Source organism: Variovorax sp. R-27, assembly GCF_049913215.1.
Taxonomy (GTDB): domain Bacteria; phylum Pseudomonadota; class Gammaproteobacteria; order Burkholderiales; family Burkholderiaceae_C; genus Variovorax.
On sequence record NZ_CP183984.1, the window covers coordinates 5,492,757 to 5,518,425 of the forward strand.

General features: G+C 66.4%; 24 protein-coding genes. 16 read left to right on the top strand and 8 right to left on the bottom strand.

Annotation, left to right across the window (positions count from 1 at the left end; translation table 11 throughout):
• Nucleotides 1–87: 87 nt before the first annotated feature.
• From ACN9MV_RS25745 to serA, 6 genes are all read right to left on the bottom strand, one after another.
• Nucleotides 88–1,110, bottom strand: coding sequence for a Tim44 domain-containing protein (locus tag ACN9MV_RS25745; protein WP_258353249.1), 1,023 nt, complete (start codon nucleotides 1,108–1,110; stop codon nucleotides 88–90).
• A 41-nt stretch (nucleotides 1,111–1,151) separates the two neighbouring features.
• Complete coding sequence (ubiE, locus tag ACN9MV_RS25750; protein ID WP_093057473.1) at nucleotides 1,152–1,883, bottom strand: bifunctional demethylmenaquinone methyltransferase/2-methoxy-6-polyprenyl-1,4-benzoquinol methylase UbiE; 732 nt, start codon at nucleotides 1,881–1,883, stop codon at nucleotides 1,152–1,154.
• 148 nt (nucleotides 1,884–2,031) lie between these two features.
• Entirely contained in the window at nucleotides 2,032–2,445 is a 414-nt protein-coding gene (locus ACN9MV_RS25755; RefSeq protein ID WP_093057472.1) for a gamma-butyrobetaine hydroxylase-like domain-containing protein, read from the bottom strand.
• Nucleotides 2,445–2,885, bottom strand: a complete 441-nt coding sequence (locus ACN9MV_RS25760; RefSeq protein WP_426390091.1) for an HIT family protein — start codon at nucleotides 2,883–2,885, stop codon at nucleotides 2,445–2,447. The genes ACN9MV_RS25755 and ACN9MV_RS25760 overlap by 1 nt, the downstream gene beginning before the upstream one ends.
• Nucleotides 2,882–6,760, bottom strand: a complete 3,879-nt coding sequence (locus ACN9MV_RS25765) for a DUF3683 domain-containing protein (protein WP_426390093.1) — start codon at nucleotides 6,758–6,760, stop codon at nucleotides 2,882–2,884. Before ACN9MV_RS25765 ends, ACN9MV_RS25760 begins: the two co-directional genes overlap by 4 nt.
• 147 nt (nucleotides 6,761–6,907) lie before the next feature.
• Nucleotides 6,908–8,140 (bottom strand): phosphoglycerate dehydrogenase, encoded by a 1,233-nt coding sequence (serA, locus tag ACN9MV_RS25770; protein WP_093077456.1) that lies wholly within the window; start codon nucleotides 8,138–8,140, stop codon nucleotides 6,908–6,910.
• A gap of 236 nt (nucleotides 8,141–8,376) precedes the next feature.
• Here serA and ugpB point away from each other — a divergent pair, with 236 nt between their 5' ends.
• From ugpB to ACN9MV_RS25800, 6 genes are all read left to right on the top strand, one after another.
• Nucleotides 8,377–9,687, top strand: a complete 1,311-nt coding sequence (gene ugpB, locus ACN9MV_RS25775; protein ID WP_093057469.1) for a sn-glycerol-3-phosphate ABC transporter substrate-binding protein UgpB — start codon at nucleotides 8,377–8,379, stop codon at nucleotides 9,685–9,687.
• 99 nt (nucleotides 9,688–9,786) lie between these two features.
• Entirely contained in the window at nucleotides 9,787–10,668 is an 882-nt protein-coding gene (gene ugpA, locus ACN9MV_RS25780; RefSeq protein ID WP_093057468.1) for a sn-glycerol-3-phosphate ABC transporter permease UgpA, read from the top strand.
• Between the two features lies 1 nt (nucleotide 10,669).
• Entirely contained in the window at nucleotides 10,670–11,521 is an 852-nt protein-coding gene (ugpE, locus tag ACN9MV_RS25785; RefSeq protein WP_093057467.1) for a sn-glycerol-3-phosphate ABC transporter permease UgpE, read from the top strand.
• Between the two features lie 3 nt (nucleotides 11,522–11,524).
• Complete coding sequence (gene ugpC / locus ACN9MV_RS25790) at nucleotides 11,525–12,532, top strand: sn-glycerol-3-phosphate ABC transporter ATP-binding protein UgpC (protein ID WP_093057466.1); 1,008 nt, start codon at nucleotides 11,525–11,527, stop codon at nucleotides 12,530–12,532.
• A gap of 3 nt (nucleotides 12,533–12,535) precedes the next feature.
• Nucleotides 12,536–13,282, top strand: coding sequence for a glycerophosphodiester phosphodiesterase (gene ugpQ, locus ACN9MV_RS25795; RefSeq protein WP_426390095.1), 747 nt, complete (start codon nucleotides 12,536–12,538; stop codon nucleotides 13,280–13,282).
• 77 nt (nucleotides 13,283–13,359) lie between these two features.
• On the top strand, nucleotides 13,360–15,792 hold the full coding sequence (locus ACN9MV_RS25800) for a DUF3772 domain-containing protein (RefSeq protein WP_307616269.1): 2,433 nt from the start codon (nucleotides 13,360–13,362) through the stop codon (nucleotides 15,790–15,792).
• Between the two features lie 12 nt (nucleotides 15,793–15,804).
• On the opposite strand, the gene ACN9MV_RS25805 is transcribed toward ACN9MV_RS25800, so the two are convergent.
• On the bottom strand, nucleotides 15,805–16,275 hold the full coding sequence (locus ACN9MV_RS25805; RefSeq protein WP_093057502.1) for an Lrp/AsnC family transcriptional regulator: 471 nt from the start codon (nucleotides 16,273–16,275) through the stop codon (nucleotides 15,805–15,807).
• Nucleotides 16,276–16,539: 264 nt separating this feature from the next.
• Between ACN9MV_RS25805 and ACN9MV_RS25810 the strand changes: the two genes are divergently transcribed.
• The 4 genes from ACN9MV_RS25810 to ACN9MV_RS25825 are packed head-to-tail and all read left to right on the top strand — an operon-like array spanning nucleotide 16,540 to nucleotide 19,690.
• On the top strand, nucleotides 16,540–17,466 hold the full coding sequence (locus tag ACN9MV_RS25810) for an ABC transporter substrate-binding protein (protein ID WP_426393202.1): 927 nt from the start codon (nucleotides 16,540–16,542) through the stop codon (nucleotides 17,464–17,466).
• 21 nt (nucleotides 17,467–17,487) lie between these two features.
• Nucleotides 17,488–18,384, top strand: a complete 897-nt coding sequence (locus ACN9MV_RS25815) for an ABC transporter permease (RefSeq protein ID WP_093057463.1) — start codon at nucleotides 17,488–17,490, stop codon at nucleotides 18,382–18,384.
• On the top strand, nucleotides 18,384–19,178 hold the full coding sequence (locus tag ACN9MV_RS25820; protein WP_093077463.1) for an ABC transporter ATP-binding protein: 795 nt from the start codon (nucleotides 18,384–18,386) through the stop codon (nucleotides 19,176–19,178). The genes ACN9MV_RS25815 and ACN9MV_RS25820 overlap by 1 nt, the downstream gene beginning before the upstream one ends.
• Complete coding sequence (locus tag ACN9MV_RS25825; protein WP_426390096.1) at nucleotides 19,178–19,690, top strand: GNAT family N-acetyltransferase; 513 nt, start codon at nucleotides 19,178–19,180, stop codon at nucleotides 19,688–19,690. Before ACN9MV_RS25820 ends, ACN9MV_RS25825 begins: the two co-directional genes overlap by 1 nt.
• A gap of 7 nt (nucleotides 19,691–19,697) precedes the next feature.
• Here the strand turns inward: ACN9MV_RS25825 and ACN9MV_RS25830 are convergent, their stop codons facing one another.
• A complete protein-coding gene (locus tag ACN9MV_RS25830) occupies nucleotides 19,698–19,976 on the bottom strand; it encodes a hypothetical protein (RefSeq protein ID WP_426390097.1) in 279 nt (92 codons plus the stop codon).
• Nucleotides 19,977–20,088: 112 nt separating this feature from the next.
• Here ACN9MV_RS25830 and hemA point away from each other — a divergent pair, with 112 nt between their 5' ends.
• The 6 genes from hemA to ACN9MV_RS25860 all read left to right on the top strand — a co-directional run bounded on the left by hemA (nucleotide 20,089) and on the right by ACN9MV_RS25860 (nucleotide 25,662).
• The gene (gene hemA, locus ACN9MV_RS25835; RefSeq protein WP_426390098.1) at nucleotides 20,089–21,360 is read left to right on the top strand and encodes a glutamyl-tRNA reductase; all 1,272 of its coding nucleotides are present in this window, start codon (nucleotides 20,089–20,091) and stop codon (nucleotides 21,358–21,360) included.
• Nucleotides 21,361–21,458: 98 nt separating this feature from the next.
• Nucleotides 21,459–22,547 (top strand): peptide chain release factor 1, encoded by a 1,089-nt coding sequence (gene prfA, locus ACN9MV_RS25840; RefSeq protein WP_093057458.1) that lies wholly within the window; start codon nucleotides 21,459–21,461, stop codon nucleotides 22,545–22,547.
• Nucleotides 22,547–23,401 (top strand): peptide chain release factor N(5)-glutamine methyltransferase, encoded by an 855-nt coding sequence (gene prmC / locus ACN9MV_RS25845; RefSeq protein ID WP_426393203.1) that lies wholly within the window; start codon nucleotides 22,547–22,549, stop codon nucleotides 23,399–23,401. The genes prfA and prmC overlap by 1 nt, the downstream gene beginning before the upstream one ends.
• 30 nt (nucleotides 23,402–23,431) lie before the next feature.
• Nucleotides 23,432–23,758 carry a Grx4 family monothiol glutaredoxin gene (gene grxD, locus ACN9MV_RS25850; RefSeq protein ID WP_093057456.1) on the top strand — a complete coding sequence of 109 codons (327 nt, stop codon included), beginning with the start codon at nucleotides 23,432–23,434 and terminating at the stop codon, nucleotides 23,756–23,758.
• 16 nt (nucleotides 23,759–23,774) lie between these two features.
• Nucleotides 23,775–24,296: a cupin domain-containing protein gene (locus ACN9MV_RS25855; protein WP_426390099.1), complete on the top strand. Its 522-nt coding sequence runs from the start codon at nucleotides 23,775–23,777 to the stop codon at nucleotides 24,294–24,296.
• A 55-nt stretch (nucleotides 24,297–24,351) separates the two neighbouring features.
• Nucleotides 24,352–25,662 (top strand): hemolysin family protein, encoded by a 1,311-nt coding sequence (locus ACN9MV_RS25860; RefSeq protein ID WP_093057454.1) that lies wholly within the window; start codon nucleotides 24,352–24,354, stop codon nucleotides 25,660–25,662.
• Nucleotides 25,663–25,669 lie beyond the last annotated feature (7 nt).

The following is a 25,669-nucleotide window of genomic DNA, read 5'->3' on the forward strand; positions in this document are numbered from 1 at the left end:
CCGGCTTTGCCGGGCTGCTGGTGTTGCCCCCGGTAGGGGGTAGGAGAAGCGACACGAAGTGCGCGAAGCCTGGGGGCGAGCCTTTATTTACTGCAGTGCTTGCACGCCAGCCACCAGCCAGCCGCTGTTGCCGCTGGTCGGCTTGGTCATGTTCCACACTTCGCGGAACGGACCCGGGCCGGCCGAGGCGTCTTCGCGGATCATGCCGGAGAACTCCACGCTGGCCATGTAGGCGTCGGGCAGCTCTTCGATGCCCAGCAGCTTGGCGTCGAGCATCACGACTTCAGTCTTGTTCGAGGCACCGCCGGTGTGGCTGGCCCGGTCGGCCAGCTGCGCGCGGATCTCGTCGACCATGCCGTCGGTCATCATCGAACGCAGCATCGACACGTCGGCGCGGTCCCATGCGTCCTGCAGCGTCACGAAGTTGCGCTTGGCTGCGCCGAGGAAGCCGTCGATGTCGAAGCCCGCGGGAATGCCCCAGGACTGCGAACCGGCGAGTGCCGAGCCGATCATGCTGCCACCGGCCGCGGCGCCCGCTGCCGAGAGGCTGCTGCCATGCGGTGCGTCGTTCGAAGGCGTGGCGTCGAAGGCCGCTGCATTGCGCTCCCACGGACGTGCCGAGGCGTCGTTACCCACGTTGGCCGGGCTGTACTGCACCGGCGCGCTGGCATTGGCGGGGCTGCCGCCCGCGCCCTGGAACGCGAAGCCGCCCTGGCGATTGCCGGCAGGTTGCGAGCGCGACTTGATCATGCGCCACACCACCACGCCGGCCAGCACGAGCAGGCCGATCAGCAGGATGTTGCCGAAGCCGGCACCGAGGCCGAGCGAGCTTGCGAGCCATGCGAGGCCAAGGCCAGCGGCCAGACCGCCGAGCATCGCGCCCCACGGACGTTTCGGTGCAGCGGCGGCGGGTGCAGGCGTTGCGGGCTTCGCTGCCGCCGCGTTGGTCGCACTCTGCTGCGAAGGCGCGCTGGGCGATGCGGACTCGCGCTGCGTCACGTTGGACGACTGGCGCCCCACCGACTTGCCACCGCCCATGCGGGCAGCCTCGGCCTGGACACTGACCAGCACCAATGCAGCTGCCAAAAACAAAGAACCCAAACTTTTCATGTCGTCTCCTCTTGAGCGAAAGATTCGCTTGATCAACACTTTCAACACTTGATTCCAACATGCAGGGCAGCGATGCCACCCGTCATGTTGTGATAGTCCACATGTCCGAAACCGCCCTCTTTCATGAGGGTCTTGAGCTCCTCTTGCGAGGGGTGCATCCGGATCGATTCGGCGAGATAGCGATAGCTCGCGTCGTCGCCGGCCACGAGCTTGCCCAGGCGGGGCAGCACGTTGAAGGAGTACCAGTCGTAGGCCTTTGCGAGCGGCTTCGCGACCTTCGAGAATTCGAGCACCAGCAACTTGCCGCGCGGCTTGATCACACGGTTCATTTCCTTGAGCGCGATGTCCTTGTGCGTCATGTTGCGCAGGCCGAAGGCCACCGTGACAACGTCGAAGTGGTTGTCGGGAAAAGGCAGCTTCTCGGCGTCGCAGACCATGGTGGGCAGCACCACGCCGGCATCGAGCAGGCGGTCTCGACCAGTGCGCAGCATGGCCTCGTTGATGTCGGTGTGAACCACTTGCCCGCTGGCGCCGACCTTCTTTGCGAAGGCCAGCGCGAGGTCGCCGGTGCCGCCAGCGATGTCGAGCACGCGCGAGCCTTCGCCCACGTTCGCGACCATCACGGTGTACGCCTTCCAGGCGCGGTGCAGGCCGGCCGACATCAGGTCGTTCATGACGTCGTAGCGCGAGGCAACTGAATCGAAGACACCGCGAACGCGGCGGGCCTTCTCGCTTTCGTCGACTGTTTCGAAGCCGAAGTGTGTGGTACTCATGCAACCGATGTTAGGCCGGAAGCCTTCACATCAAGCCGACGACCCCGCGCGCACGGCGGGCATTTGTTGCTTTTTTCGTCCCGCCCTTCCTGGGGGTAGGGCTATCTTTTCAATAGCGCGGCGCGGATTTTCAGGCGAATTCGCGCGCTCAGTGGCTGCCGCAGGCGTGGCCGCTCTTGTCGATCATCGGCGTGTCGCGGTCGACGCCCGCTTCGAGAAGGCGGCGCTCGTAGGTGGCCCACAGCTCCGCCTGCTTCTCGCCCAGTTCGTAGAGCAGGTCCCACGAGTAGATGCCCGTGTTGTGGCCATCGCTGAAGGTCGGCTGCACGGCGTAGTTGCCGACCGCTTCGAGGTCGACGAGTTCGACCTCGCGCTTGCCCGTCTGAAGGATTTCCTGACCCGGGCCATGGCCTTGCACCTCGGCCGACGGCGAGTAGATGCGCATCAGCTCGAAAGGGATTCGAAAGGTTGCGCCATCGGAGAAGCCCACTTCGAGCACGCGCGACTGGCCGTGCACGGTGATCGATTGCGGCGTCGGTGCGCCCGGTTTCAAGCCTGCCATCAGAAACTCCTGTTGCCCAAGCGTTCGATCATCGCAGCCTCGAGGGCTGGCAGGCGCGCGGCGATAGCCGCTTCCTGCGCCGCATTGCGTTCGCGCTGCACCGGCGCCCACACCGAGCCCGGGAAATGGCTGTCGTCGGCGAAGCGCGCGATCACGTGCCAGTGCAGATGCGCCACCATGTTGCCGAGCGCGGCGAGATTGATTTTCGTTGGCTTCAGGTGCTCGCGCAGGCACTGCTCGACGACCGCCACTGCTTCCATGCACAGCGTGCGATTTGCGGCATCGAGGTCGGAAAACTCCGCCGCATGGTCACGCCACACCACGCGATAGAAGGCCGGAAAGCCCGCCTCTTCCGCATGGATGACGCGCAGCTTCGCGCCCTCGAACACGAGGCGGCCACCCGGCCCCTCGCACAGCACGCAGCCCTGTACCCTCGTCACACCAGCACCCGCTCGATCCCGCCCTGATTGGCTGCAGCAACATAGGTCGGCATCCAGTCAGCACCGAGGATCTTGTTGGCCATCTCGACCACGATGTAGTCGGCTTCGAGCAGGCCGTTGTTCAGGTCGTTGCCGTAGCGCGAGAGGCCTTGCAGGCAGCTCGGGCAGCTGGTGAGGATCTTCACGTTGTCCTGTGCGCCGACCTTGCCGGAGTCGCGCAACGCGGCTTCACCCTTCTTCAGCTCTTCTTCCTTGCGGAAGCGGATCTGCGTCGAGATGTCGGGCCGCGACACACCCAGCGTGCCCGATTCGCCGCAACAGCGGTCGTTCTTGAGCACGTTGTCGCCGACCAGCGCCTTCACGGTCTTCATCGGATCCTGCAGCTTCATCGGCGAATGGCAGGGGTCGTGGTACAGGTAGCCGCCACCGCCCGCATCGGCAAGCGTGATGCCCTTTTCGAGCAGGTACTCGTGGATGTCGATGATCCGGCAGCCCGGGAAGATCTTGTCGAACTGGTAGCCCTGCAGCTGGTCGTAGCAGGTACCGCAGCTCACCACCACCGTCTTGATGTCGAGATAGTTGAGCGTGTTAGCCACGCGATGGAAGAGCACGCGGTTGTCCGTGATCATCTTCTCGGCCTTGTCGAACTGGCCGCTGCCGCGCTGCGGATAGCCACAGCACAGGTAACCCGGCGGCAGCACGGTTTGCACGCCCGCGTGCCAGAGCATCGCCTGCGTAGCGAGGCCGACCTGCGAGAACAGCCGCTCCGAACCGCAGCCCGGAAAGTAGAAGACGGCCTCTGTCTCGGAGGTGGTCGCCTTCGGGTTGCGGATGATCGGCACGTAGTCGGCATCCTCGATGTCGAGCAGCGCACGCGCCGTCTTCTTCGGCAGGTTGCCCGGCATCTTCTTGTTGATGAAGTGGATCACCTGCTCCTTGATCGGCGCCGGACCCAGCGTGGCTGGCGGTGCCGCCGTCTGCTTCTTCGCGAGGCCGCGCAGCAGGTCGTTGGCCATGCGCTGCGCCTTGAAGCCGATGCCCACCATGCCCGCGCGCACCGCCTTGATGGTCTGCGGATTGGTCGCGTTGAGGAAGAACATCGCAGCAGCGTTGCCAGGACGGAAGCTCTTCTGGCCCATCTTGCGCAGCAGGTTGCGCATGTTCATCGACACGTCGCCGAAGTCGATCTTCACGGGGCACGGCGTGAGGCACTTGTGGCACACGGTGCAGTGGTCGGCCACGTCCTCGAACTCTTCCCAGTGCTTGATGCTGATGCCGCGCCGGGTCTGCTCTTCGTAGAGGAAGGCCTCCACCAGCAGCGAGGTCGCGAGGATCTTGTTGCGCGGGCTGTACAGCAGGTTGGCACGCGGCACGTGCGTGGCGCACACAGGCTTGCACTTGCCGCAGCGCAGGCAGTCCTTCACGCTGTCGGCAATGGCGCCGATGTCGCTCTGCTGCATGATCAGCGACTCATGGCCCATGAGGCCGAAGCTCGGCGTGTAGGCGTTGGTCAGGTCGGCGTGCAGCGTCTGCGCCTCGCCGGCAGGCGCGCGCAGCAGCTTGCCCTTGTTGAAGCGGCCTTCCGGGTCGACCCTGGCCTTGTATTCGGTGAACGGGCGCAGCTCTTCGTCGCTCAGGAATTCGAGCTTGGTAATGCCGATGCCGTGCTCGCCCGAGATCACGCCGTCGAGGCTGCGCGCCAGCGCCATGATGCGCACCACCGCGGCATGCGCGGTCTGCAGCATGTCGTAGTTGTCGCTGTTGACGGGGATGTTGGTGTGCACATTGCCGTCGCCCGCGTGCATGTGCAGCGCGACCCACACGCGGCCCTTGAGCACTCGCTTGTGGATGGCCGTGCACTCGGCCAGGATCGGCGCGAACTCGGCGCCCGAGAAAATCTCCTGCAGCGGCTGGCGCAGCTGCGTCTTCCAGCTCGCACGCAGGCTGTGGTCCTGCAGTTGCGGGAACAGCGCATCGACGTTCTGCAGCCAGCCGGCCCAGAGCGTGCGCACTTCCTGCACCAGCGCCACGGCCTGTGCCACGCGGTCTTCGAGCAGCTCGGCCGCCGGAATCTCGTGCGCATCGTCGGTCTTGCCCAGCGGCAGGTTGCCGCGCACGAGAAAGGCTTCGAGCTCGTCGGTCAGCGCGAGCTTGTTCTGCAGCGACAGCTCGATGTTGATGCGCTCGATGCCGTCGCTGTACTCGGCCATGCGCGGCAGCGGAATCACCACGTCTTCGTTGATCTTGAAGGCGTTGGTGTGCTTGCTGATGGCGGCCGTGCGCTTGCGGTCGAGCCAGAACTTCTTGCGCGCCTCGGGGCTGATGGCGATGAAGCCTTCGCCGCTGCGCGAGTTGGCGATGCGCACCACTTCGGAGGTGACGCGGGCCACCGCATCGGCGTCGTCGCCGGCGATGTCGCCGAACAGCACCATCTTCGGCAGGCCGCCGTGCTTCTTCGACTTGGTGGCGTAGCCCACCGCCTTGAGGTAGCGGTCGTCCAGGTGTTCGAGGCCGGCCAGCAGCACGCCCGAGCGTTTCTGCTCGGCGAACATGAAGTCCTTGATCTCGACGATGCTGGGCACCGCGTCCTTGGCGTTGCCGAAGAATTCGAGGCACACGGTGCGCGTGTGCGAGGGCATCTTGTGCACCACCCAGCGGCAGCTGGTGATGAGGCCATCGCAGCCTTCCTTCTGGATGCCCGGCAGGCCCGAGAGGAACTTGTCGGTCACGTCCTTGCCCAGGCCTTCCTTGCGGAAGGTGCGGCCAGGGATGTCCAGGCGCTCAGTGCGCAGCTTGGTCTTGCCGTCGGCAGCGTAGTACTGCAGCTCGAACACGGCGCTCTCGGCGTCGTGGATCTTGCCGAGGTTGTGGCCGATGCGCGTGACTTCGAGCCATTCGGCCTGCGGCGTGACCATGCGCCACGAGGCGAGGTTGTCGAGCGCCGTGCCCCATAGCACGGCCTTCTTGCCGCCGGCGTTCATGGCGACGTTGCCGCCGACGCACGAGGCCTCGGCCGACGTCGGATCGACCGCGAAGACGAAGCCCGCGCGCTCGGCCGCATCGGCCACGCGCTGCGTGACCACTCCGGCTTCGGTCCAGATGGTGGGCACGGGGTCGGCCAGGCCGGGCAGCGAGACGTGCTCGACCTCGGTCATAGCCTCGAGCTTCTCGGTGTTGATGACGACGCTGTTCCAGGTCAGTGGGATGGCGCCGCCGGTGTAGCCGGTGCCGCCTCCGCGCGGAATGATGGTCAGGCCCAGCTCGATGCAGCCTTTCACCAGCAGCGCCATCTCGACCTCGGTGTCGGGGCACAGCACGACGAAGGGGTACTCCACGCGCCAGTCGGTGGCATCGGTGACGTGCGACACGCGCGACAGCCCGTCGAACTTGATGTTGTCCTTGGCCGTGAGCCGGCCCAGCACGCGCGTGGCCTTGCGGCGCAGGGCGGCAACGTCGCGGAACTTGGTGTCGAAGGCGGCTACCGCCTCGCCCACGAGGCCGGTGAGCTCGCCCACGAGCTGGTCGCGCGGCAGGTCGCTGTCGGGGGTGCGGCGCTTTTGCACCTCGGTCAGGCGGTGCCTGAGAGCATCGACCAGCTGGCCGCGGCGGCGCGGATTGTCGAGCAGGTCGTCGACGAGGTACGGATTGCGCTGCACCACCCAGATGTCGCCGAGCACTTCATAGAGCATGCGGGCCGATCGGCCGGTGCGGCGCTCGGCGCGCAAGGTCTGGAGCAGTTCCCAGCCGCGTTCGCCCAGCAGGCGAATCACGATCTCGCGATCGGAGAAGCTGGTGTAGTTGTACGGGATCTCGCGCAGTCGGACAGGCTCTGCGGCCTGTGCCAACAGCGTGTTCAACGCAGTCGGAGCATTCATCGGGTGGGGCGCCTCGGCCGGGCGCTGCGCGCCCATAGCCGGGCTGGGGATTTTAGGGCAGCGCCTGGGGACTTGCCTCGTGACGGTTGCTACGGCCTTGTGCTAAGCATGGCTCCCGGAGGGCTCCCCGCCCCTTCTCAAGGAAACTCAGAACAGCACGCGGCTGCGAATCGTCCCGCCCACCTTCGCCAGTTTCTCCAGCGCCAGGTCCGAGGATGCCGCGTCGATGTCCATCACCACATAGCCGATCCTCTCGTTCGTCTGCAGGAACTGCGAGGAGATGTTGATCTGGTTGTCCGAAAAGATCTTGTTGATCTCGGACAGCACCCCAGGCACGTTCCGGTGGACGTGCAGCAGCCGGTGCTTGCCAGGGTGCGCAGGCAGCGCCACTTCAGGGAAGTTGACGGAAGACGTCGAAGTGCCGTTGTCGCTGTACTTGACCAGCTTTTCCGCCACTTCCAGCCCGATGTTGGCCTGCGCCTCCATGGTCGAGCCGCCGATGTGCGGCGTCAGGATCACGTTGTCGAGGCCTCGCAGCGGCGACTGAAACTCGTCCTTGTTGCTGCGCGGCTCCACCGGGAACACGTCGATGGCGGCGCCCAGCAGCTTCTTCGTCTTCAGGGCCTCGGCCAGCGAGTCGATCTCGACCACCGTGCCGCGCGAGGCGTTGATCAGGATGGCGCCGGGCTTCATGGCCGCGATCTCGGCCGCGCCGATCATCCATTGCGTGGCCTGCGTCTCGGGCACGTGCAGCGTCACGATGTCGCTCTGGGCCAGCAGCTGGTGCAGCTCGCGCACCTGGCGCGCATTGCCCAGCGGCAGCTTGGTGACCACGTCGAAGAAGGCCACGTGCATGCCCAGCGCCTCGGCCAGCACCGACAGCTGCGCGCCGATGGAGCCGTAGCCCACGATGCCCAGCGTCTTGCCGCGGATTTCAAACGCGTTGTCGGCCGACTTGAGCCAGCCGCCGCGGTGCGCCACCGCACTCTTCTCGGGCACGCCGCGCAGCAGCAGGATGGCTTCGGCCAGCACCAGTTCGGCCACCGAGCGGGTGTTGGAATACGGGGCATTGAACACCGCCACGCCGTGCTCGCGGGCAGCTTCCAGGTCGACCTGGTTGGTGCCGATGCAAAAGCACCCGGCGGCCACCAGCTTGTGGGCGGCGGCGAACACCTCGGCCGTCAGCTGGGTGCGCGAGCGGATACCCAGGAAATGCACGTCGGCGATCTTCGCCTTGAGCTCGGCGTCGGGCAGCGCGCCCGGCAGCGACTCGATGTTGGTGTAGCCGGCGGCGCGCAGCACCTCCACGGCCGAGGGGTGAATGCCTTCGAGCAAGAGGAACTTGATCCTGCTTTTGTCGAGGGAGGTTTTGCTGCTCATGGCGCTCTCGCAGAAGTCCCGGCCGTGGCGACAGGCTAGGCCAAAAAAGGGAGGGCGATGCTAGCATGGTGCGGCGCAGCAAGCAGGGCCGCAGCCCGCGCCGGGCCTGATGCAAACAGGGCCAAAGGGGTTTCCCCGATTGGAAGCAACCCGCGCTCCATGCGCCAATGTGACGCGGCTGTGTCATGCACATGCCCTAGCATCCGCGCTTTCCATTTTTCCCTTCAGGAGTCTTCATGCGATTCAAGACGCTTGCGCTGGCATCGGCGTTGGCCGCCACGCTGTTCAACGTGGCACAGGCCCAGACCGAGATCCAGTGGTGGCATTCCATGACCGCCGTCAACAACGAGTGGGTCAACGATCTGGCCAAGCAGTTCAACGAGAGCCAGAAGGAATACAAGGTCATCCCGACCTTCAAGGGCACGTACGACGAATCGATGACGGCTTCCATCGCGGCCTTCCGCGCCGGCAACGCACCGCACATCCTGCAGGTGTTCGAAGTGGGCACCGCCACCATGATGGCCAGCAAGGGCGCCATCGTGCCGGTCGGCCAGGTCATGAAGGACGCGGGCGAGAAGTTCGACCCGGCCGCCTACATCCCTGCCGTGGCCGGCTACTACACCGCCCCCAATGGCCAGATGCTGAGCTTCCCGTTCAACAGCTCGACCACCATCTTCTATTTCAACAAGGACGCCTTCAAGGCTGCCGGCCTGCCCACCGACAAGGCGCCGTCGACCTGGCCCGAGGTGGTTGCCGCCGCCGCCAAGCTCAAGGCCAGCGGCCACAAGTGCCCGTTCACCACGGCCTGGCAGAACTGGACGCAGGTGGAGAGCTTCTCGGCCTGGCACAACGTGGAATTCGCCAGCAAGGCCAACGGCCTGCAGGGCCTGGACGCGCGCCTGAAGGTGAACTCGCCGCTGCACCAGCGCCACATCGAGAACCTGGCCAGCATGGCCAAGCAGGGCCTGTTCATCTACAAGGGCCGCGGCAACGTGCCCGAGGCCTCGTTCGTATCGGGCGAGTGCGCCATGATCAACACCTCTTCGGGCTTCTACGGCAACGTGGCAAAGAACGCCAAGTTCGCCTACGGCCTGGCGCCCCTGCCCTACTACCCGGACGTGCCGGGCGCACCGCAGAACACCGTGATCGGCGGCGCCAGCCTGTGGGTCATGTCGGGCAAGAAGCCGGCCGAATACAAGGGCGTGGCCAAGTTCTTCAGCTTCATCTCGACGCCTGAAGTGCAGTCCGCCAGCCACAAGCGCACGGGCTACCTGCCCGTGACCACCGCTTCGTACAAGCTCACCGAAGAGTCGGGCTTCTACAAGCAGAACCCCGGCACCGACGTGGCCGTGACGCAGATGATCCGCAAGGTCACCGACAAGAGCCGCGGCATCCGCCTGGGCAACTACGTGCAGATCCGCGCCATCGAGGACGAAGAGCTCGAACAGGTCTGGAACGGCAAGAAGACGGCCAAGGAAGCCCTTGACGCCATCGTGACCCGCGGCAACGAGCAGCTGGAACGCTTCCAGAAGGCAAACAAGAGCTGACGATTGACGACCGGGCCCCTCGTGTCCGGCTAATATCGCCCGCCCCCGCTCACTCTTCTACAAGAGTGGGCGCGGCGGGATTTTTTACGTAGAGGGTTCATGGAAAAACGCGTCTTCTTTCGCTCGGGCTGGCTGCCCTGGCTGCTGCTGGCACCCCAGATGGCGGTGATCCTCGTGTTTTTCTTCTGGCCGGCGGGGCAGGCCATCCTGCAATCGCTGCAGCAGCAGGATGCGTTCGGCACATCGGTCGAGTTCGTCGGGCTGCAGAACTTCAAGGAGCTGTTCCACGACCCGGCCTACGCCGAGTCGTTCAAGACCACCGCCGTTTTCTCGGTGCTGGTGGCCGGCATCGGCATCAGCCTGTCGCTGGCGCTCGCCGTGTTCGCCGACCGCATCGTTCGCGGCGGCATGTTCTACAAGACCATGCTGATCCTGCCGTACGCGGTGGCTCCCGCCGTGGCGGCCGTGCTGTGGGTCTTCATGTTCTCGCCGTCGCTGGGCGTGGTGGCCTATGCACTCGGCAAGATCGGCATCGACTGGAACCATCTGCTCAATTCGCGGCATGCCATGACGCTGATCGTCATGGCGGCCGTGTGGAAGCAGATTTCCTACAACTTCCTGTTCTTCCTGGCCGGCCTGCAGTCCATTCCGAAATCGCTGATCGAGGCCGCAGCCATCGATGGCGCGCGCCCGTGGCGCCGGTTCTGGACCGTGCAGTTCCCGCTGCTGTCGCCCACCACGTTCTTCCTGCTGGTGATGAACGTGGTCTACGCCTTCTTCGACACCTTCGCCATCGTCCACGCCGCCACCGAGGGCGGCCCCGGCAAGGACACCGAAATCCTCGTCTACAAGGTCTATCACGACGGCTTCAAGGCACTGGACCTTGGCGGCTCGGCCGCACAGTCGGTGGTGCTGATGGTGATCGTCATCGCGCTGACCATCGTGCAGTTCCGCTACGTCGAAAAGAAGGTGCAGTACTGACATGGTTGAAAAACGAAGCACCCAGGGCATCCTGGCCCACGTGGTGATGATCCTGGGGGTCATCATCGTCGCCTTCCCCATCTACCTTGCGTTCGTGGCGTCCACCCACACCGCGCAGGAGATCGTGCAGCGGCCCATGCCGCTGCTGCCCGGCAGCCACATGCTGGACAGCTACAAGGCCGCGCTCTTCGGCCGCGCCACCAGCGCCGGATCGAACGCGCCTGTTGCGCACATGATGTGGGTGAGCCTGGTGACGGCCATGGTCATTGCCATCGGCAAGATCTCGATCTCGCTGCTGTCGGCCTTCGCCATCGTCTACTTCCGCTTTCCGTTCAAGAAGATCTGCTTCTGGGCCATCTTCGTGACGCTGATGCTGCCGGTGGAAGTGCGCATCCTGCCCACCTACAAGGTGCTGTCGGACCTGAGCCTGCTGAACTCGTACGCGGGCCTCACGGTGCCGCTGATCGCGTCGGCCACGGCCACCTTCCTGTTCCGCCAGTTCTTCCTGACGGTGCCCGAGGAGCTCACCGAGGCCTCGCGCATGGATGGCGCCGGTCCGATGCGCTTCTTCTTCGATGTGCTGCTGCCGCTGTCGAAGACTTCGATCGCCGCGCTGTTCGTGATCCAGTTCATCTACGGCTGGAACCAGTACCTCTGGCCGCTGCTGGCGGTCACCAACGAAGACATGTACCCCATCGTCGTCGGCATCAAGCGGCTGATTGCCGGCGGCGATGGCCAGAACGAATGGAACGTCGTGATGGCCACCGCCATCCTAGCCATGCTGCCGCCCGCGCTGGTGGTGGTGCTGATGCAAAAGTGGTTCGTCAAGGGCCTCGTGGACACTGAAAAATAAGTTATGGCTGCTCTCTCCCTACGCAACGTCATCAAGCGCTACGGCCACGGGCCGAAAGCCAACCAGGTCATCCACGGCGTGAGCGCCGAGATCGCCGACCATGAATTCATCGTCATCGTCGGCCCCTCGGGCTGCGGCAAGTCCACGCTGCTGCGCATGGTGGCCGGCCTGGAGGAAGTCTCGGCCGGCGAGATCGCCATCGGCAACAAGGTGGTGAACCAGCTCGAACCCTCCGAGCGCGACATCGCCATGGTGTTCCAGAACTACGCGCTGTACCCGCACATGAGCGTGTTCGCAAACATGGCCTACGGCCTGAAGATCGCCAAGGTGCCGGTCGACGAGATCAAGGTGCGCGTCGACAAGGCCGCGAAGATCCTCGAGCTCGGCCACCTGCTGGAACGCAAGCCGCGCGAACTCTCCGGCGGCCAGCGCCAGCGCGTGGCCATGGGCCGCGCCATCGTGCGCCAGCCACAGGTGTTCCTGTTCGACGAGCCGCTGTCGAACCTCGACGCCAAGCTGCGCGCGCAGACGCGCCTCGAAATCCAGAAGCTGCACCGCGAGCTCGGCATCACTTCGCTGTTCGTCACGCACGACCAGGTCGAGGCCATGACGCTGGCGCAACGCATCATCGTGATGAACGGCGGCGTGATGGACCAGTTCGCCACGCCCGAAGAGGTGTACTCGCGCCCCGCCACCACCTTCGTGGCGAGCTTCATCGGCTCTCCTCCGATGAACCTGCTGCGGCACGCGCCGGGCGTGCGCCCGGGCCAGATCCTGGGCATTCGCCCCGAGCACCTGAAGCTCGACGAAAGCGGCTGGACGGTGCAGGTCGAGCAGGTCGAACTGCTGGGCGCCGAGCGCCTGGTGTACGGCCGCATCGGCGACGAGCAGATCATCATGCGCACCGACGAAGGCGACCATCCGCCGGTCGCGGGCGACACGGTGAAGATCGCGGCGCGCGAAGACAAGCTGCACTGGTTCGACGCCGGTTCGGGCAAGCGCGCAGACTGAACGATGGCCTTGTCGACACCCTGGCCGTATCCCCGCTGGGTCGCGCATCGCGGCGCCGGCAAGCTGGCACCCGAAAACACGCTTGCGGCCTTCAAGCTCGGCGCCTCGCACGGCTACCGCATGTTCGAGTGCGACGCCAAGCTCAGCGCCGACGGCGTGGTCTTCCTCATGCACGACGCCACGCTCGGCCGCACCACCAGCGGCCACGGCATCGGCGGCGCGCAGCCCTGGAGCGCGCTGGCGCAGCTCGACGCGGGCGGCTGGCACTCGCGCGCCTACGCGGGCGAGCCGCTGCCCACGCTGGGGAACATCGCACGCTTCTGCCTGGCCAACGGGCACCTGCTCAACATCGAGATCAAGCCGACGCCCGGCGTCGAGCGCGAAACCGGTGAAGTGGTGGCGCGCGAGACCGCCCGCCTGTGGCAGGGCGCGGCCGTGCCGCCGCTGCTCACGTCCTTCCAGGTCGAATCGCTCAAAGGCGCGCAGGCGGTGCAGCCCGAGCTGCCGCGCGGCCTGCTGCTCGACACGCTGTGGAACGGCTGGCTCGAGGCCGCGCAGCAGCTGGACTGCGTGGCCATCGTCTGCAACCACGCGCTGTGGGACGCGGCGGTGGTGGCGCAAGTGCACGGCGCAGGCCTGCGCGCACTGAGCTACACGGTGAACGACGAGTGGGCCGCGCAGCGGCTGATCGACCTGGGCACCGACGGCATCATCACCGACAGGGTGGACCTGTTCAGCCCCGCCGGCTGAAGCTGCGCGGCTGAGGCTGCACCTACGCACTTACTTCTTACCGGCCCTTACGAAATGGCGGCTTCTATGATGCGGCCATGAGTTGGACCCTACGCTTCGCGAGCTTCTGCTTCGCAGCCCTGTGCATGTGCGGCGGCGCCTCGGCGCAGCCAGACCTCGGCGGCAACGCCAACAGTGCTGCCGCGGCCGCAGCAGCCCCCGCCCCCACAGTGGCCGAACTGCGCGAGCAGTTCACCAAGCTCAGCACCGCCGCCGAGACCGACGAGGACGCGCGCAAGCTGCTCGCGCAGATCAACGACATCGGCACCCAGGCCGACAAGTTCGTCACCGCGCGCACCGGCGAGCTTGCCGATCTGAACGCCCGGCTCGGCGAACTCGGCAACCCGCCCGCCGCTGGCGCCACCGAAGACCCCGACATCACCCGCCAGCGCGCGCGCCTGACCAAGGAGCGCAACGCACTCGACGCCGACATCCGCCTTGCGCGCCTGCTCTCGGTCGACGTACGGCAGCGCGGCACCGAACTGGTCACGCAGCGCCGGGCGCTGTTCGAGGCGCAGCTCACCGAGCGCGCGGCCTCGCCGCTGACCGCCGAGTTCTGGAACGACCTGCGCGAGGCCTGGCCCGACGACCAGGCACGGCTGAAATCGATGGTGTCCTCGGTGAACGACGGCCTGGTGGCGGCGACCCAGCCCGAAACGCGCCTGCAGGTGATCGCGGCCCTGATCGGGGCGCTGCTGCTCGCGGTGTTCGGCAACTGGGCGGCCGAAGTCCTGCTCGCCCGGCTGGCCGCGCGCGTCCTGCCGGCGGGGCGGCTGCGGCGTTCGGTGCTGGTGATCGGCATCGTCGCGAGCCATGTGCTGCTCGTGGCCGTGGCCGCGCACGGCTTCGTCGAGGTGCTGAAAGAATTCGCCACCTGGGAGCCGCAGGCGCGCAAGGTGCTCAATTCGACGGCCCAGGCGCTGGTGTTCATGGCCTTCGTGATCGGGCTGGGCCGCGGGCTGCTGGCCACGCGCCGGCCCTCGTGGCGCCTGCCGCCGATTCCTGACGCCATGGCCACGCGGCTCGCCGCCCTGCCCTGGCTGGTGGCGCTGGTGGCCGCGCTGGCGTGGACCCCGGCGGAGGTCAACGCGCTGATCGACGCGAGCTTCGCGGCCGTGGTGGCCACGCACGTGCTCACGGCGCTGGTGCTGACGGCGCTGGTCGCCACGGTGCTCTACGTCGTGAAGCCGCTGCGCGCAGATGCGGCCGAGGCCGGCCTGCCCGAACGGCCGATGTGGGTCGGCCTGCTGGTGGCGCTGATCGGCGCGCTGATGATCGCGATCTGGGTGCTGGTGGCTGTCGGCTACGTGGCGCTGGCGAGCTTTTTGGCCTCGCAGCTCACCTGGAGCGGCATCGTGGCTGCCGCCTTCTACGTGCTGTTCAAGTTCGCGGACGACGTGTTCATGGCCACGGTGTCGTCGCGCGCCGCCTTCGGCCAGCGGCTGCAGAAGAGCTTCAACCTCGCGCCGCAGACGCTGGACCAGGTCGCCACGGTGCTGTCGGCGCTGAGCCGGGTGGCGCTGTTCTTCTACATGTTGATAGCGCTGGCCGCGCCGCTGGGCACGGGGCCGGGCGAGGTGTTCCAGCGCAGCGGCAAGTTCGGCACCGGCGTGAAGGTGGGCGAGTTCCAGCTGGTGCCGGGAGCGATCCTGAGCGCGATCGCGGTGGCGGTGGTGGGCTTCGTGGTGCTGCGGATCTTCAAGCGCTGGCTCGAAAGAGCCTACCTGCCGAACACGAAGTTCGAGCCGGGCATGCAGAGCTCCATCACCACGCTGCTGGGCTATGTGGGCGGCATCCTGGTGGTGGCGTTTGCGCTTTCCGCACTGGGCATCGGCATCGAGCGCATCGCGTGGGTGGCGAGCGCGCTGTCGGTGGGTATCGGCTTCGGCCTGCAGGCGATCGTGCAGAACTTCATCTCGGGGCTGATCCTGCTGGCCGAGCAGCCGGTGAAGGTTGGCGACTGGGTGGTGCTGGGCACGGCCGAGGGCGACGTGCGGCGCATCAACGTGCGCGCCACCGAGATCCAGCTGGGCGACCGCTCGACGCTGATCGTGCCGAACTCGGAGTTCATCACCAAGACCGTGCGCAACATGACGCTGGCCAACGCCGAGGGACGCGTGCTGATCCGCCTGCCGATGCCATTGACCACCGACGCTCAGCGCGTGCGCGATCTGATCCTCGCGGCCTGCAAGGCGCACGAAGGCGTGCTGGAAACCCCGGCGCCGTCGCTCACGCTCGAGGGCATCGAGAACGGGCTGCTGATCTTCCAGGCGATCGCCTATGTGGCGAGCCCCCGGCTCGCGGGCGGCGTGCGCAGCGACCTGCTGTTCGTGATCCTCGACGAACTGAAGAAGGCCTCGCTGCCGCTGGCCGTGCCGACGATGGTGATGACGGCTACCGCGCCGGAAGCGCTCGCGACGCCCTCCGTGCCTTCTTCGCCCGCCTCGCCGATTCCCGGCATGCCGAGCTGATCACTCCAGCAGTCATTCCAGCGGCAGCGCCGTGGTGAATTTGACTTCGTTGAGGCACACGCTCGAACGCACCGCCGACACGCCGGGCATGTGCATCAGCGTGTGCATCAGGAACTGCGAGAGCGCCTCCAGGTCTTGCGCGACGACCTTGAGCACGTAGTCGAAGTCGCCCGTCACCGAGTAGCACTCCAGGATCTGCTTCAGGTCGGCGATCAGGTCCTGGAACTTGGGCAGCTCGTCGACATGGCCGCGCGCCATGGTCACGTGGATGAAGGCGATCACGCCCAGCCCGATGTGGCGCGCATTCAGCCGCGCCGCGTAGCCGTTGATGAGCCCCAGCTCTTCCAGCCGCCGGTGGCGCCGCAGGCACTGCGCCGGCGAGAGATTGGCCACCTCGGCCAGTTCGAGGTTGGATGCACGGCCATGCACCTGCAGGTGCTCAAGAATCCTCCGGTCGATCCGGTCGAGTTCGATCTCATGCAATTTCTTCTCCCAATGCACCAAATTCATGCAATTTTATGGCGCAAAGCGGGGTAAGCCCGAGCCGTTCATGCACCTTAATTGTGCAAAGTACGATCTAGACTCCGAGGCGCCCGGGACGCATGCCGCGATCCAGGGCCGCTGAATTCCTCGCCACCGGCGCCCGCCGGCGGCTTCAGACGCATCCACACCCCCACCCGGAGACCCTTTCCCGTGAAAAACGCTTTGCTTCGCACACCCTTCAGCGCAGTGGCCCTGGCCCTCGGCATGCTGGCCGCCGCGCCTTCGTTCGCGGCCGACACAAAGTCGGTGGCCGTGACCGCCATCGTCGAGCACCCGGCGCTGGACGCCGTGCGCGACGGCGTGAAGGCCGAGCTGAAGGCGGCCGGCTACGAAGAAGGCAAGAACCTCAAGTTCACTTATCAGAGCGCGCAGGGCAACGTGGGCACCGCAGCCCAGATCGCCCGCAAATACGTGGGCGATGCGCCCGATGCGATCGTCGCCATTGCCACGCCGTCGGCGCAGGCCATGGTGGCCGCCACCAAGACGATTCCGGTGGTGTATTCGGCAATCACCGACCCGGTGGCCGCCAAGCTGGTGAAGAACTGGGAGCCCTCGGGCACCAACGTGACGGGCGTGTCGGACCTGTCGCCGCTCGAAAAGCACGTCGGCCTCATCAAGCAGGTGGTGCCGAACGCCAAGCGCATCGGCGTGATCTACAGCCCCGGCGAAGCCAACTCGGTGGCCATCGTTGCCTCTTTGAAGAAGGCCGCCGCCGACGCCGGCATGACCGTGGTCGAAGCCGCCGCCGCCCGCACGGTGGACGTGCCCACCGCTGCCCAGAGCCTGGTCGGCAAGGCCGACGTGATCTACACGCCCACCGACAACAACGTGGTCTCGGCCTTCGAAGGCATCGTGAAGGTGGCGCAGCAGGCCAAGCTGCCGGTGGTGGCAGCCGACACGGCCACCGTCGAGCGCGGCGCCGTTGCTGCCCTGGGCCTGAACTACAGCGACATCGGCCGCCAGACCGGCAAGATCGTGGTGCGCATCCTCAAGGGTGAAAAGCCCGGCACGATCGCCTCGCAGACCAGCACCAACTTCGAGCTGGTGGTGAACCCCGGCGCAGCCAAGCTGCAGGGCGTGACGCTGTCCGAATCGCTGCTGAAGACCGCCAAGGTCGTGAGCACGAAGTAAGCACGCGAGCCTTTTTCTCTCATGTCGCTCATCGCTTCGCTGGGCGCCATCGAGATCGGTCTGATATTCGGACTGGTCGCGCTGGGCGTCTTCATGTCGTTTCGCATCATCAATTTTCCCGACCTCACGGTGGACGGCAGCTTTCCGCTAGGCGCCGCCGTGGCCGCGACGCTGATCGTCGCGGGCTGGAACCCGGTGGCCGCCACCGCGGTGGCCTGCGTGGCCGGCGCCGTCTCGGGCTGGGTCACGGCCTGGCTCAACGTGAAGCTGAAGATCATGCAGTTGCTCGCGAGCATCCTGGTAATGATTGCCCTGTACTCCATCAACCTGCGCGTGATGGGCAAGCCCAACGTGGCGCTCATCACCGAGCCGACTGTGTTCAGCATGGTCGACTTCGGCGGCATGCCTGAGCAGTGGGCCAAGCCGCTGTTGTTGCTGCTGATCGTGATCGTCGCGAAGATCCTGGTCGACATGTTCTTCGCTTCTGAAGCCGGCCTGGCGATGCGCGCCACCGGCGGCAACGCGCGCATGGCACGGGCCCAGGGCATCTCGACCGACTTCCACACCATGGCAGGCCTGGCGCTGTCGAACGCGCTGGTGGCGCTGGCCGGCGCGCTGTTCGCCCAGAGCCAGGGCACGGCCGACATCTCGATGGGCGTGGGCACGATCGTCATCGGCCTGGCCGCGGTGATCATCGGCGAGACGCTGCTGCCCGCGCGCAGCATGGTCATCACCACCCTGGCGTGCGTGCTGGGTGCGCTGCTGTATCGCTTTTTCATCGCGATGGCGCTGAACACCGACTTTATGGGCCTGCAGGCGCAAGACCTGAACCTGGTGACTGCCGTGCTGGTGGCGTTCGCGCTTCTGGTGCCAGCCTACAAGCGCAAGCTGGGCGGGCTTTTCAAGGGGAAGAACTGATGCTGCGCGCCCAACAACTCGAGATGACCTTCAACCCGGGCACGCCGATCGAGAACCGCGTGCTGCGCGGCCTGAGCCTGGAGATTCCGACCGGCCAGTTCGTCACCGTGATCGGCTCGAACGGCGCGGGCAAGTCGACCTTTCTGAATGCGGTGAGCGGCGACCTGATCGTCGACAAAGGCAGCATCGAGATCGACGGCAAGGACGTGACCCGCTTGAACGCCTGGCAGCGCTCGGGCATGGTGGCCCGCGTGTTCCAGGACCCGATGGCCGGCACCTGCGAGGCGCTGACCATCGAGGAGAACATGGCGCTCGCCTGGAAGCGCGGCGAGCGCCGGGCCTTCGGCTTTGCGCTCAACCGCAACCTGCGCGAGCTGTTCCGCGAGAAGCTGTCGATCCTGAAGCTGGGGCTGGAGAACCGGCTGGCCGACCGCATCGGGCTGCTCTCGGGCGGGCAGCGGCAGGCGGTGAGCCTGCTGATGGCCTCGCTCAAGCCCTCGCGCATCCTGCTGCTGGACGAGCACACGGCCGCGCTGGACCCGAAGACTGCCGCCTTCGTGCTGGAGCTGACCGCCAGGATCGTCGAAGGCAGCCAGCTCACCGCGATGATGGTGACGCACAGCATGCGCCAGGCGCTGGACTACGGCTCGCGCACGGTGATGCTGCACGAGGGCCAGGTGATCCTCGACGTGGCCGGGTCGGAGCGCTCGGGGCTCGACGTGCCCGACCTGCTGCGCATGTTCGAGCAGACACGCGGCGAAAAACTGGACGACGACAAGCTGCTGCTGGCCTGATGGTGTCGGACGCCCCCTTCGTGCGCGGCATGCGCGCCGACGACCTCGACGCCGTGCTCGCGATCCAGCTCGCCTGCTATGGCGCGGGGTTCGTGGAGGACGGCGCACTGATCGCCCGGCGGCTCGCTGCCGCGCCGCATACGGGCTGGGTGGCCGAGCATGAAGGCGGTGTGCGGGCCTATCTGGCGGGGTATCCGTCGGTGGCCGGCAAGCTCACTCCGCTGCACGGGGAGTTCGAAGTGGCCGAACAGCCCGATTCGCTATACCTGCACGACCTGGCTGTGCACCCGGACGCCTCGGGCCTGGGGCTGGGGCCCTTGCTGGTACGCCATGCCTGGGCTCACGCGGCACAGGCCGGCTGGCGGCATTCGACGCTGGTGTCGGTGCAATCCTCGGTGGGTTTCTGGCTGCGCCAGGGCTATGCGGCCACGCAGCCCGCCGGCACCGGGCAGCAGGCCCGGCTCGCCACCTATCCCGGCGAGTCGGTCTACATGATCCGCCGGCTCGGCTGACTGGTTTTCAGCGGCGCCAGCCGCGCATCGCCAGCCACTGGACAGTGCCGCAAACCACCACGAGCGCGGCGTAGGTCACCATCGCTCCGTCGCGCCCGAACACGGCAAGCCCCACCACCAGCACCCCCACGCCGGCTCCGAAGGTCAGCGCCCACTGCACCCACCAGCGCGGGACGCCGGCGCGGTTGCCGCCCAGGAACCGCCCGACAAAGGCCAGCACCAGGGCCAGGAAGGCCGCGGGTGCTACAAAATTAAGCAGGTGATTCAAGAGGGCCAGCAGGTCCATCGGGAGGGGTTGCGCACGTGCCGGAACATGCGCGGAAGGTTATGGCTGTCATAGGGAAAGCCATTTGTCCTTCCGCAAGCCTCGTGCGGCTGCTGATTTTATAATCACGGCCATGTCAGTCTGGGCTCTCGGCTTGAACCACACGACCGCGCCGCTCGATCTGCGCGGTCGTTTCGCGTTCGCGCTCGACCAGATAGCCCCCACGCTGCAGAGCCTGCGCAGTTCCTTTGCCTCCGGCCGCCACCCCCAGGTCGAGGCCGCGATCATCTCCACCTGCAATCGCACCGAGATCTATTGCGCCTCGGAACACATCGCGCTGGACCACACCTTCGGCTGGCTGGCAGCCAGCGGCGGCGTGGCCCCTGCCCTGCTGCGCTCGCACGCCTACACCCTGCACGACGACGAAGCCGCGCGCCATGCCTTCCGCGTGGCCAGCGGGCTCGATTCGATGGTGCTCGGCGAAGCGCAGATCCTCGGCCAGATGAAAGACGCGGTGCGCGCAGCCGAGACGGCCGGCGCGCTCGGCAGCACGCTGAACCAGCTGTTCCAGCGCTCCTTTGCCGTCGCGAAAGAGGTCCGCACCGCCACCGAGATCGGCGCGCACTCCATCAGCATGGCCGCCGCGGCGGTCCGGCTGGCCGGCCAGCTCTTCGAAGATTTGCATCAAACGCGCGTGCTGTTCGTCGGCGCGGGCGAAATGATCGACCTTGCGGCCACGCACTTCGCGGCCAAGGAGCCCAAGTCGATCGCCATTGCCAACCGCACGCTCGAACGCGGCGAAAAGCTGGCCTCGCGCTTCGGCGGCGAGGCGATGCGGCTGGCCGACCTTCCCTCGCGGCTCGCCGAGTTCGACATCGTGGTGAGCTGCACCGCGAGCACGCTGCCGATCATCGGCCTGGGCGCCGTCGAGCGGGCGCTCAAGGCACGCAAGCACCGCCCGATGTTCATGGTCGACCTGGCCGTGCCGCGCGACATCGAGCCCGAAGTGAAGGCTCTGGAAGATATTTATCTCTACACCGTCGACGACCTCGCCCAGGTCGTGCAACAGGGCCAGGCCAACCGCCAGGCCGCGGTGGCACAGGCCGAAGTGATCATCAACGCCGGCGTGCAGAGCTTCATGCACTGGCTGGGCCAGCGCGGCACCGTGCCGCTGATCCAGCAGCTCAACGCGCAGGCCGACGAGTGGCGCGCCGCCGAAATGGCCCGTGCGCGCAAGCTGCTGGCCAAGGGCGAATCGGTCGATGCGGTGCTCGAAGCGATGTCGCGCGGGCTCACGCAGAAGATGATGCACGGCGCCATGGCCGAGCTGCACGCGGGCGATGCCGCCTCGCGCGAGCAGACGGCTCAGACGATCTCGCGCCTGTTCCTGCGCAAAGAGCGTTAGCGACGCTCGTCATCGCCTGGCCCGACCGGCCGCGATCTTCTTCATGCGCCCTGCCCTCGCTCGGCAGCACCCTCCCATTTTTTCGAGCCTCTTTCCCCGTGAAATCCTTTCTGCGCCATCAACTCGAACGCTACGCCCAGCGCCTGGGCGAGCTCGACTTCCTGCTCTCGCGCGAAGACATCATGAGCGACATGGCGCAGTACCGCACCATCTCGCGCGAGCACGCCGAAGTCACGCAGATCGCCGGCCGCTACGAGCGCTACCGCCAGCGCGAGGCCGACATTGCAGGCGCCAAGGAGATGCTCGACGACCCCGACATGGCCGAGATGGCGAAGGAAGAAATCGCAGGCGCCGAAGCCGAGCTGGTGCAGCTCGAAGAAGAACTGCAGCGCCTGCTGCTGCCCAAGGACCCCGACGACGCGCGCAATGCCTTCCTCGAAATCCGCGCGGGCACGGGCGGCGACGAATCGGCGCTGTTCGCGGGCGATCTGCTGCGCATGTACACGCGCTACTGCGAGCGTGCCGGCTGGCGCTGCGAGGTGGTGAGCGAAAGCGAGAGCGAACTCGGCGGCTACAAGGAAGTGGTGATCCGCATCGTCGGCGACGACGTGTTCGGTCACCTGCGCTTCGAATCGGGCGGCCATCGCGTGCAGCGGGTGCCGGCCACCGAGACGCAGGGCCGCATCCACACCAGCGCCTGCACGGTTGCCGTGCTGGCCGAGCCCGACGAGACCGTGGCCGTGCAGATCAACCCGGCCGACCTGCGCATCGACACCTACCGCGCTAGCGGCGCCGGCGGGCAGCACATCAACAAGACCGACTCGGCCGTGCGCATCACGCACATCCCGACCGGCATCGTGGCCGAATGCCAGGACGACCGCAGCCAGCACCGCAACAAGGCCAAGGCGCTGCAGGTGCTGTCGGCGCGCATCCAGGAAAAGGAGCGCAGCGAACGCGCCGCCAAGGACGCGGCGATGCGCAAGGGGCTGATCGGCAGCGGCGACCGCTCGGACCGCATCCGCACCTACAACTTTCCGCAGGGGCGCCTGACCGACCACCGCATCAACCTCACGCTCTACAAGCTGCTCGCCATCATGGAAGGCGACCTCGGCGACGTGCTCGACGCATTGCGCGCCGCACGCGAGGCCGAGCAGCTGGCCGAGCTCGAATCGAGCCTGCCGGCGTGATGACCACCACCGAGAACCCATTGCCGTCGACCGTGGCGCAAGCGCTGACCGCGGCTGTCGCCCTGGGCATCGACCGGCTCGACGCCCAGCTGCTGCTGCTGCACGCGCTGGGTCGCGCGCCGCACGACCGGGCCTGGCTGCTGGCGCACGACACCGATGCGATGCCCGATGCAGCGTGGTCCACGCTGGCTGCGCAGTTGTCGCGGCGCCGCGCTGGCGAACCGGTGGCCTACCTGCTGGGCGAGAAGGAATTCCATGGCCTCAACCTGCAGGTCGATGCCCGCGTGCTGGTGCCGCGCCCCGACACGGAAACGCTGGTCGAATGGGCCCTGCAGTGCCTCGAAGGCCATGCCGCCCCGCGCGCGCTTGACCTCGGCACGGGCAGCGGCGCGATCGCGCTGGCCCTGCAACACGCCCGCCCCGATGCACAGGTCGACGCGGTCGATGCAAGCGCCGATGCGCTCACGGTCGCCCAGGCCAACGCCCGGCGCCTCGGCCTACCCGTACGCTTCACCCAGGCGAATTGGCTCGACGGCGCCGGCAACGGCTACACGGTCATCGCCAGCAATCCGCCGTACATCGCCGCTGGCGACCCGCATCTGCCTGCGCTGCGCCATGAGCCTTCTTCCGCGCTGGTCGCGGGCACCGACGGGCTCGACGACATCCGCCAGATCGTGCAGAACGCCCCCACCCACCTCGCGGAGGGCGGCTGGCTGCTGCTCGAACACGGCCATGACCAGGCCGCCGCCGTGCGCCAACTGCTCGCCGCGCGCGGTTTCGCCGAAGTGCAAAGCCGCGACGACCTCGCCGGCATCCAGCGCTGCTCCGGCGGAATCTGGCGCACGGTGAAATAATCCCCCCAGCCTATTTTTTCAGGAGTCCCCATGTCCGACGCCCAGCAACGCATCGACGACCTCGTCAAGACCAACGACCTCGTGCTCTTCATGAAGGGCAATGCAAGCTTTCCGATGTGCGGCTTCTCTGGCCGCGCGATCCAGATCCTGAAGGCGGTCGGCGTCGACACGAAGACGCTCAAGACCGTCAACGTGCTCGAAGACGACGGCATCCGCCAGGGCATCAAGGAATACAGCAACTGGCCCACGATCCCTCAGCTCTACGTGAAGGGCGAGTTCATCGGCGGCTCGGACATCATGATGGAGATGTACGAATCGGGCGAGCTGCAGCAAGTGGTGAACGGCGCCGCCGCCTGAACCAACGAAGCCGGTCATGAGCCACGATCACGATGCGGATCACGGCCATTCGCATGACGGCGATGACGGCGAAGGCGCCCCGGCCTGGAAGCACGACGGCGTGCGGGTGATCGGAGCCAACCAGCTCGACGTCAACACCGCGCAGACGCCCGGCATGAACCGGGCGGCCGCCATCAACTTCGCCCGCGTGGGTGCACAGAAGCTCTGGGCCGGCACCGTGACCATCTACGCCGATGCCAAGACCGGCGCCCATCACCACGGGCACCTCGAATCGGTGATCTACGTCGTGCGCGGCCGGGCCCGCATGCGCTGGGGCGAGAAACTGGAATTCACTGCCGAGGCCGGGCCGGGCGACTTCATCTACGTGCCGCCCTTCGTGCCGCACCAGGAAATCAACGCCAGCGCGACCGAGACGCTCGAATGCGTGCTGTGCCGCAGCGACGGCGAGGCCGTGGCGGTGAACCTCGACATCGAGCCCGTGGAAAAACCTGAATCGGTGCTCTGGGTCGACCCGACTCACCCGCACGGCGGGGTCTGAGCGTTTTTCCGGTGCCGAGTCATGGCACCATGGTGGCCGTCTTCGACGTGCCACCATGACCCTGACCCAAAGCCTGCTCATCATCGCGTTACTGATCGCGCTGAGCGCCTTCTTCTCCCTTGCCGAAATCACCTTGGCCGCCTCGCGCCGCCTGCGTTTGCGCCAGATGGCCGACGAAGGCGACCCTCGGGCGGAGAAGGTGCTGCGCGTGCAGGAGCAGCCCGGCCATTACTTCACCGTGGTGCAGATCGGGCTCAACGCGGTGGCGATCCTCGGCGGCGTCGTGGGCGAAGGCTCGCTCAGCCCTTACTTCGCAGTCTTCTTCGAGAAGTGGCTGAGCGTCGAGGCTTCGGCCAGCGCGGCCTTCCTGTGCTCGTTCATCATCATCATCGCGGTGTTCCTGGTGTTCGCCGACCTGTTCCCCAAGCGGCTTGGCATGAGCAACCCAGAGCAGTTGGCGGTACGCATGGTCGGGCCGATGCAGCTGCTGATCACCACCTTCAAGCCGCTGGTGTGGTTCTTCACGCGCTGCACCGACCTGCTGTTCAAGCTGCTCGGCATGCCGATGGTGCGCGACGACAAGATCACCTCGGCCGACATCCTCGCGATGACCGAGGCCGGCGCCCGGGCCGGCGTGCTCGCTGTGCGCGAGCAGCAGGTGATCGCCAACGTGTTCGAGCTGGAAACACGCCTGGTGAGCAGCGTGATGACCGCGCGCGACAGCATCGCCTGGTTCCTGCATGACGACCCCGAGTCGGTGCTGCGCGCGCGCATCGTGGCCGAGCCCTTCTCGGCGTATCCGGTGTGCGACGGCGACATCGACCACGTGCTGGGCTATGTGGACGCCAAGGACATGTTCCAGCGCGTGCTCAGCGGCCAGCCGCTTGCCTTCGACCAGGGCCTGCCGCTGCACAAGGCGCTGGTCATTCCCGACCGGCTATCGCTGACCGAGGTGCTCGAGCAGTTCCAGCAGGCGCATGAAGACTTCGCGATCATCGTCAACGAATACAGCCTGGTGGTGGGCGTGATCACCCTCAACGACGTGATGAGCACGGTGATGGGCGACCTTGTGTCGATGCCCGACGAAGAGCAGATCGTGCAGCGCGACGAGAACTCGTGGCTCATCGACGGCATCACGCCCATTCAGGACGTGCAGCGCGCGCTGCACATCGACGAGCTGCCGCATGCCGAGGAATACGAAACGCTCGCGGGCTTCCTGATGGTGATGCTGCGTCGCGTGCCCAAGCGCACCGACAACGTGACCTGGGGCGGCTACACCTTCGAGGTGATGGACGTGGACAGCTACCGCATCGACCAGGTGATGGTCACGAAGGGCTCGGGCACCGCCAAGGCGCCGGCGAACTGACTGGACT

Coding starts and splice junctions, on each gene's coding strand:
- ACN9MV_RS25745 (WP_258353249.1), bottom strand. CDS start 1,110: ATGAAAAGTTTGGGTTCTTTGTTTTTGGCAGCTGCATTGGTGCTGGTC.
- ubiE (WP_093057473.1), bottom strand. CDS start 1,883: ATGAGTACCACACACTTCGGCTTCGAAACAGTCGACGAAAGCGAGAAG.
- ACN9MV_RS25755 (WP_093057472.1), bottom strand. CDS start 2,445: ATGGCAGGCTTGAAACCGGGCGCACCGACGCCGCAATCGATCACCGTG.
- ACN9MV_RS25765 (WP_426390093.1), bottom strand. CDS start 6,760: ATGAATGCTCCGACTGCGTTGAACACGCTGTTGGCACAGGCCGCAGAG.
- serA (WP_093077456.1), bottom strand. CDS start 8,140: ATGAGCAGCAAAACCTCCCTCGACAAAAGCAGGATCAAGTTCCTCTTG.
- ugpB (WP_093057469.1), top strand. CDS start 8,377: ATGCGATTCAAGACGCTTGCGCTGGCATCGGCGTTGGCCGCCACGCTG.
- ugpA (WP_093057468.1), top strand. CDS start 9,787: ATGGAAAAACGCGTCTTCTTTCGCTCGGGCTGGCTGCCCTGGCTGCTG.
- ugpE (WP_093057467.1), top strand. CDS start 10,670: ATGGTTGAAAAACGAAGCACCCAGGGCATCCTGGCCCACGTGGTGATG.
- ugpC (WP_093057466.1), top strand. CDS start 11,525: ATGGCTGCTCTCTCCCTACGCAACGTCATCAAGCGCTACGGCCACGGG.
- ugpQ (WP_426390095.1), top strand. CDS start 12,536: ATGGCCTTGTCGACACCCTGGCCGTATCCCCGCTGGGTCGCGCATCGC.
- ACN9MV_RS25800 (WP_307616269.1), top strand. CDS start 13,360: ATGAGTTGGACCCTACGCTTCGCGAGCTTCTGCTTCGCAGCCCTGTGC.
- ACN9MV_RS25810 (WP_426393202.1), top strand. CDS start 16,540: ATGCTGGCCGCCGCGCCTTCGTTCGCGGCCGACACAAAGTCGGTGGCC.
- ACN9MV_RS25815 (WP_093057463.1), top strand. CDS start 17,488: ATGTCGCTCATCGCTTCGCTGGGCGCCATCGAGATCGGTCTGATATTC.
- ACN9MV_RS25820 (WP_093077463.1), top strand. CDS start 18,384: ATGCTGCGCGCCCAACAACTCGAGATGACCTTCAACCCGGGCACGCCG.
- ACN9MV_RS25825 (WP_426390096.1), top strand. CDS start 19,178: ATGGTGTCGGACGCCCCCTTCGTGCGCGGCATGCGCGCCGACGACCTC.
- ACN9MV_RS25830 (WP_426390097.1), bottom strand. CDS start 19,976: ATGGACCTGCTGGCCCTCTTGAATCACCTGCTTAATTTTGTAGCACCC.
- hemA (WP_426390098.1), top strand. CDS start 20,089: ATGTCAGTCTGGGCTCTCGGCTTGAACCACACGACCGCGCCGCTCGAT.
- prmC (WP_426393203.1), top strand. CDS start 22,547: ATGACCACCACCGAGAACCCATTGCCGTCGACCGTGGCGCAAGCGCTG.
- grxD (WP_093057456.1), top strand. CDS start 23,432: ATGTCCGACGCCCAGCAACGCATCGACGACCTCGTCAAGACCAACGAC.
- ACN9MV_RS25855 (WP_426390099.1), top strand. CDS start 23,775: ATGAGCCACGATCACGATGCGGATCACGGCCATTCGCATGACGGCGAT.
- ACN9MV_RS25860 (WP_093057454.1), top strand. CDS start 24,352: ATGACCCTGACCCAAAGCCTGCTCATCATCGCGTTACTGATCGCGCTG.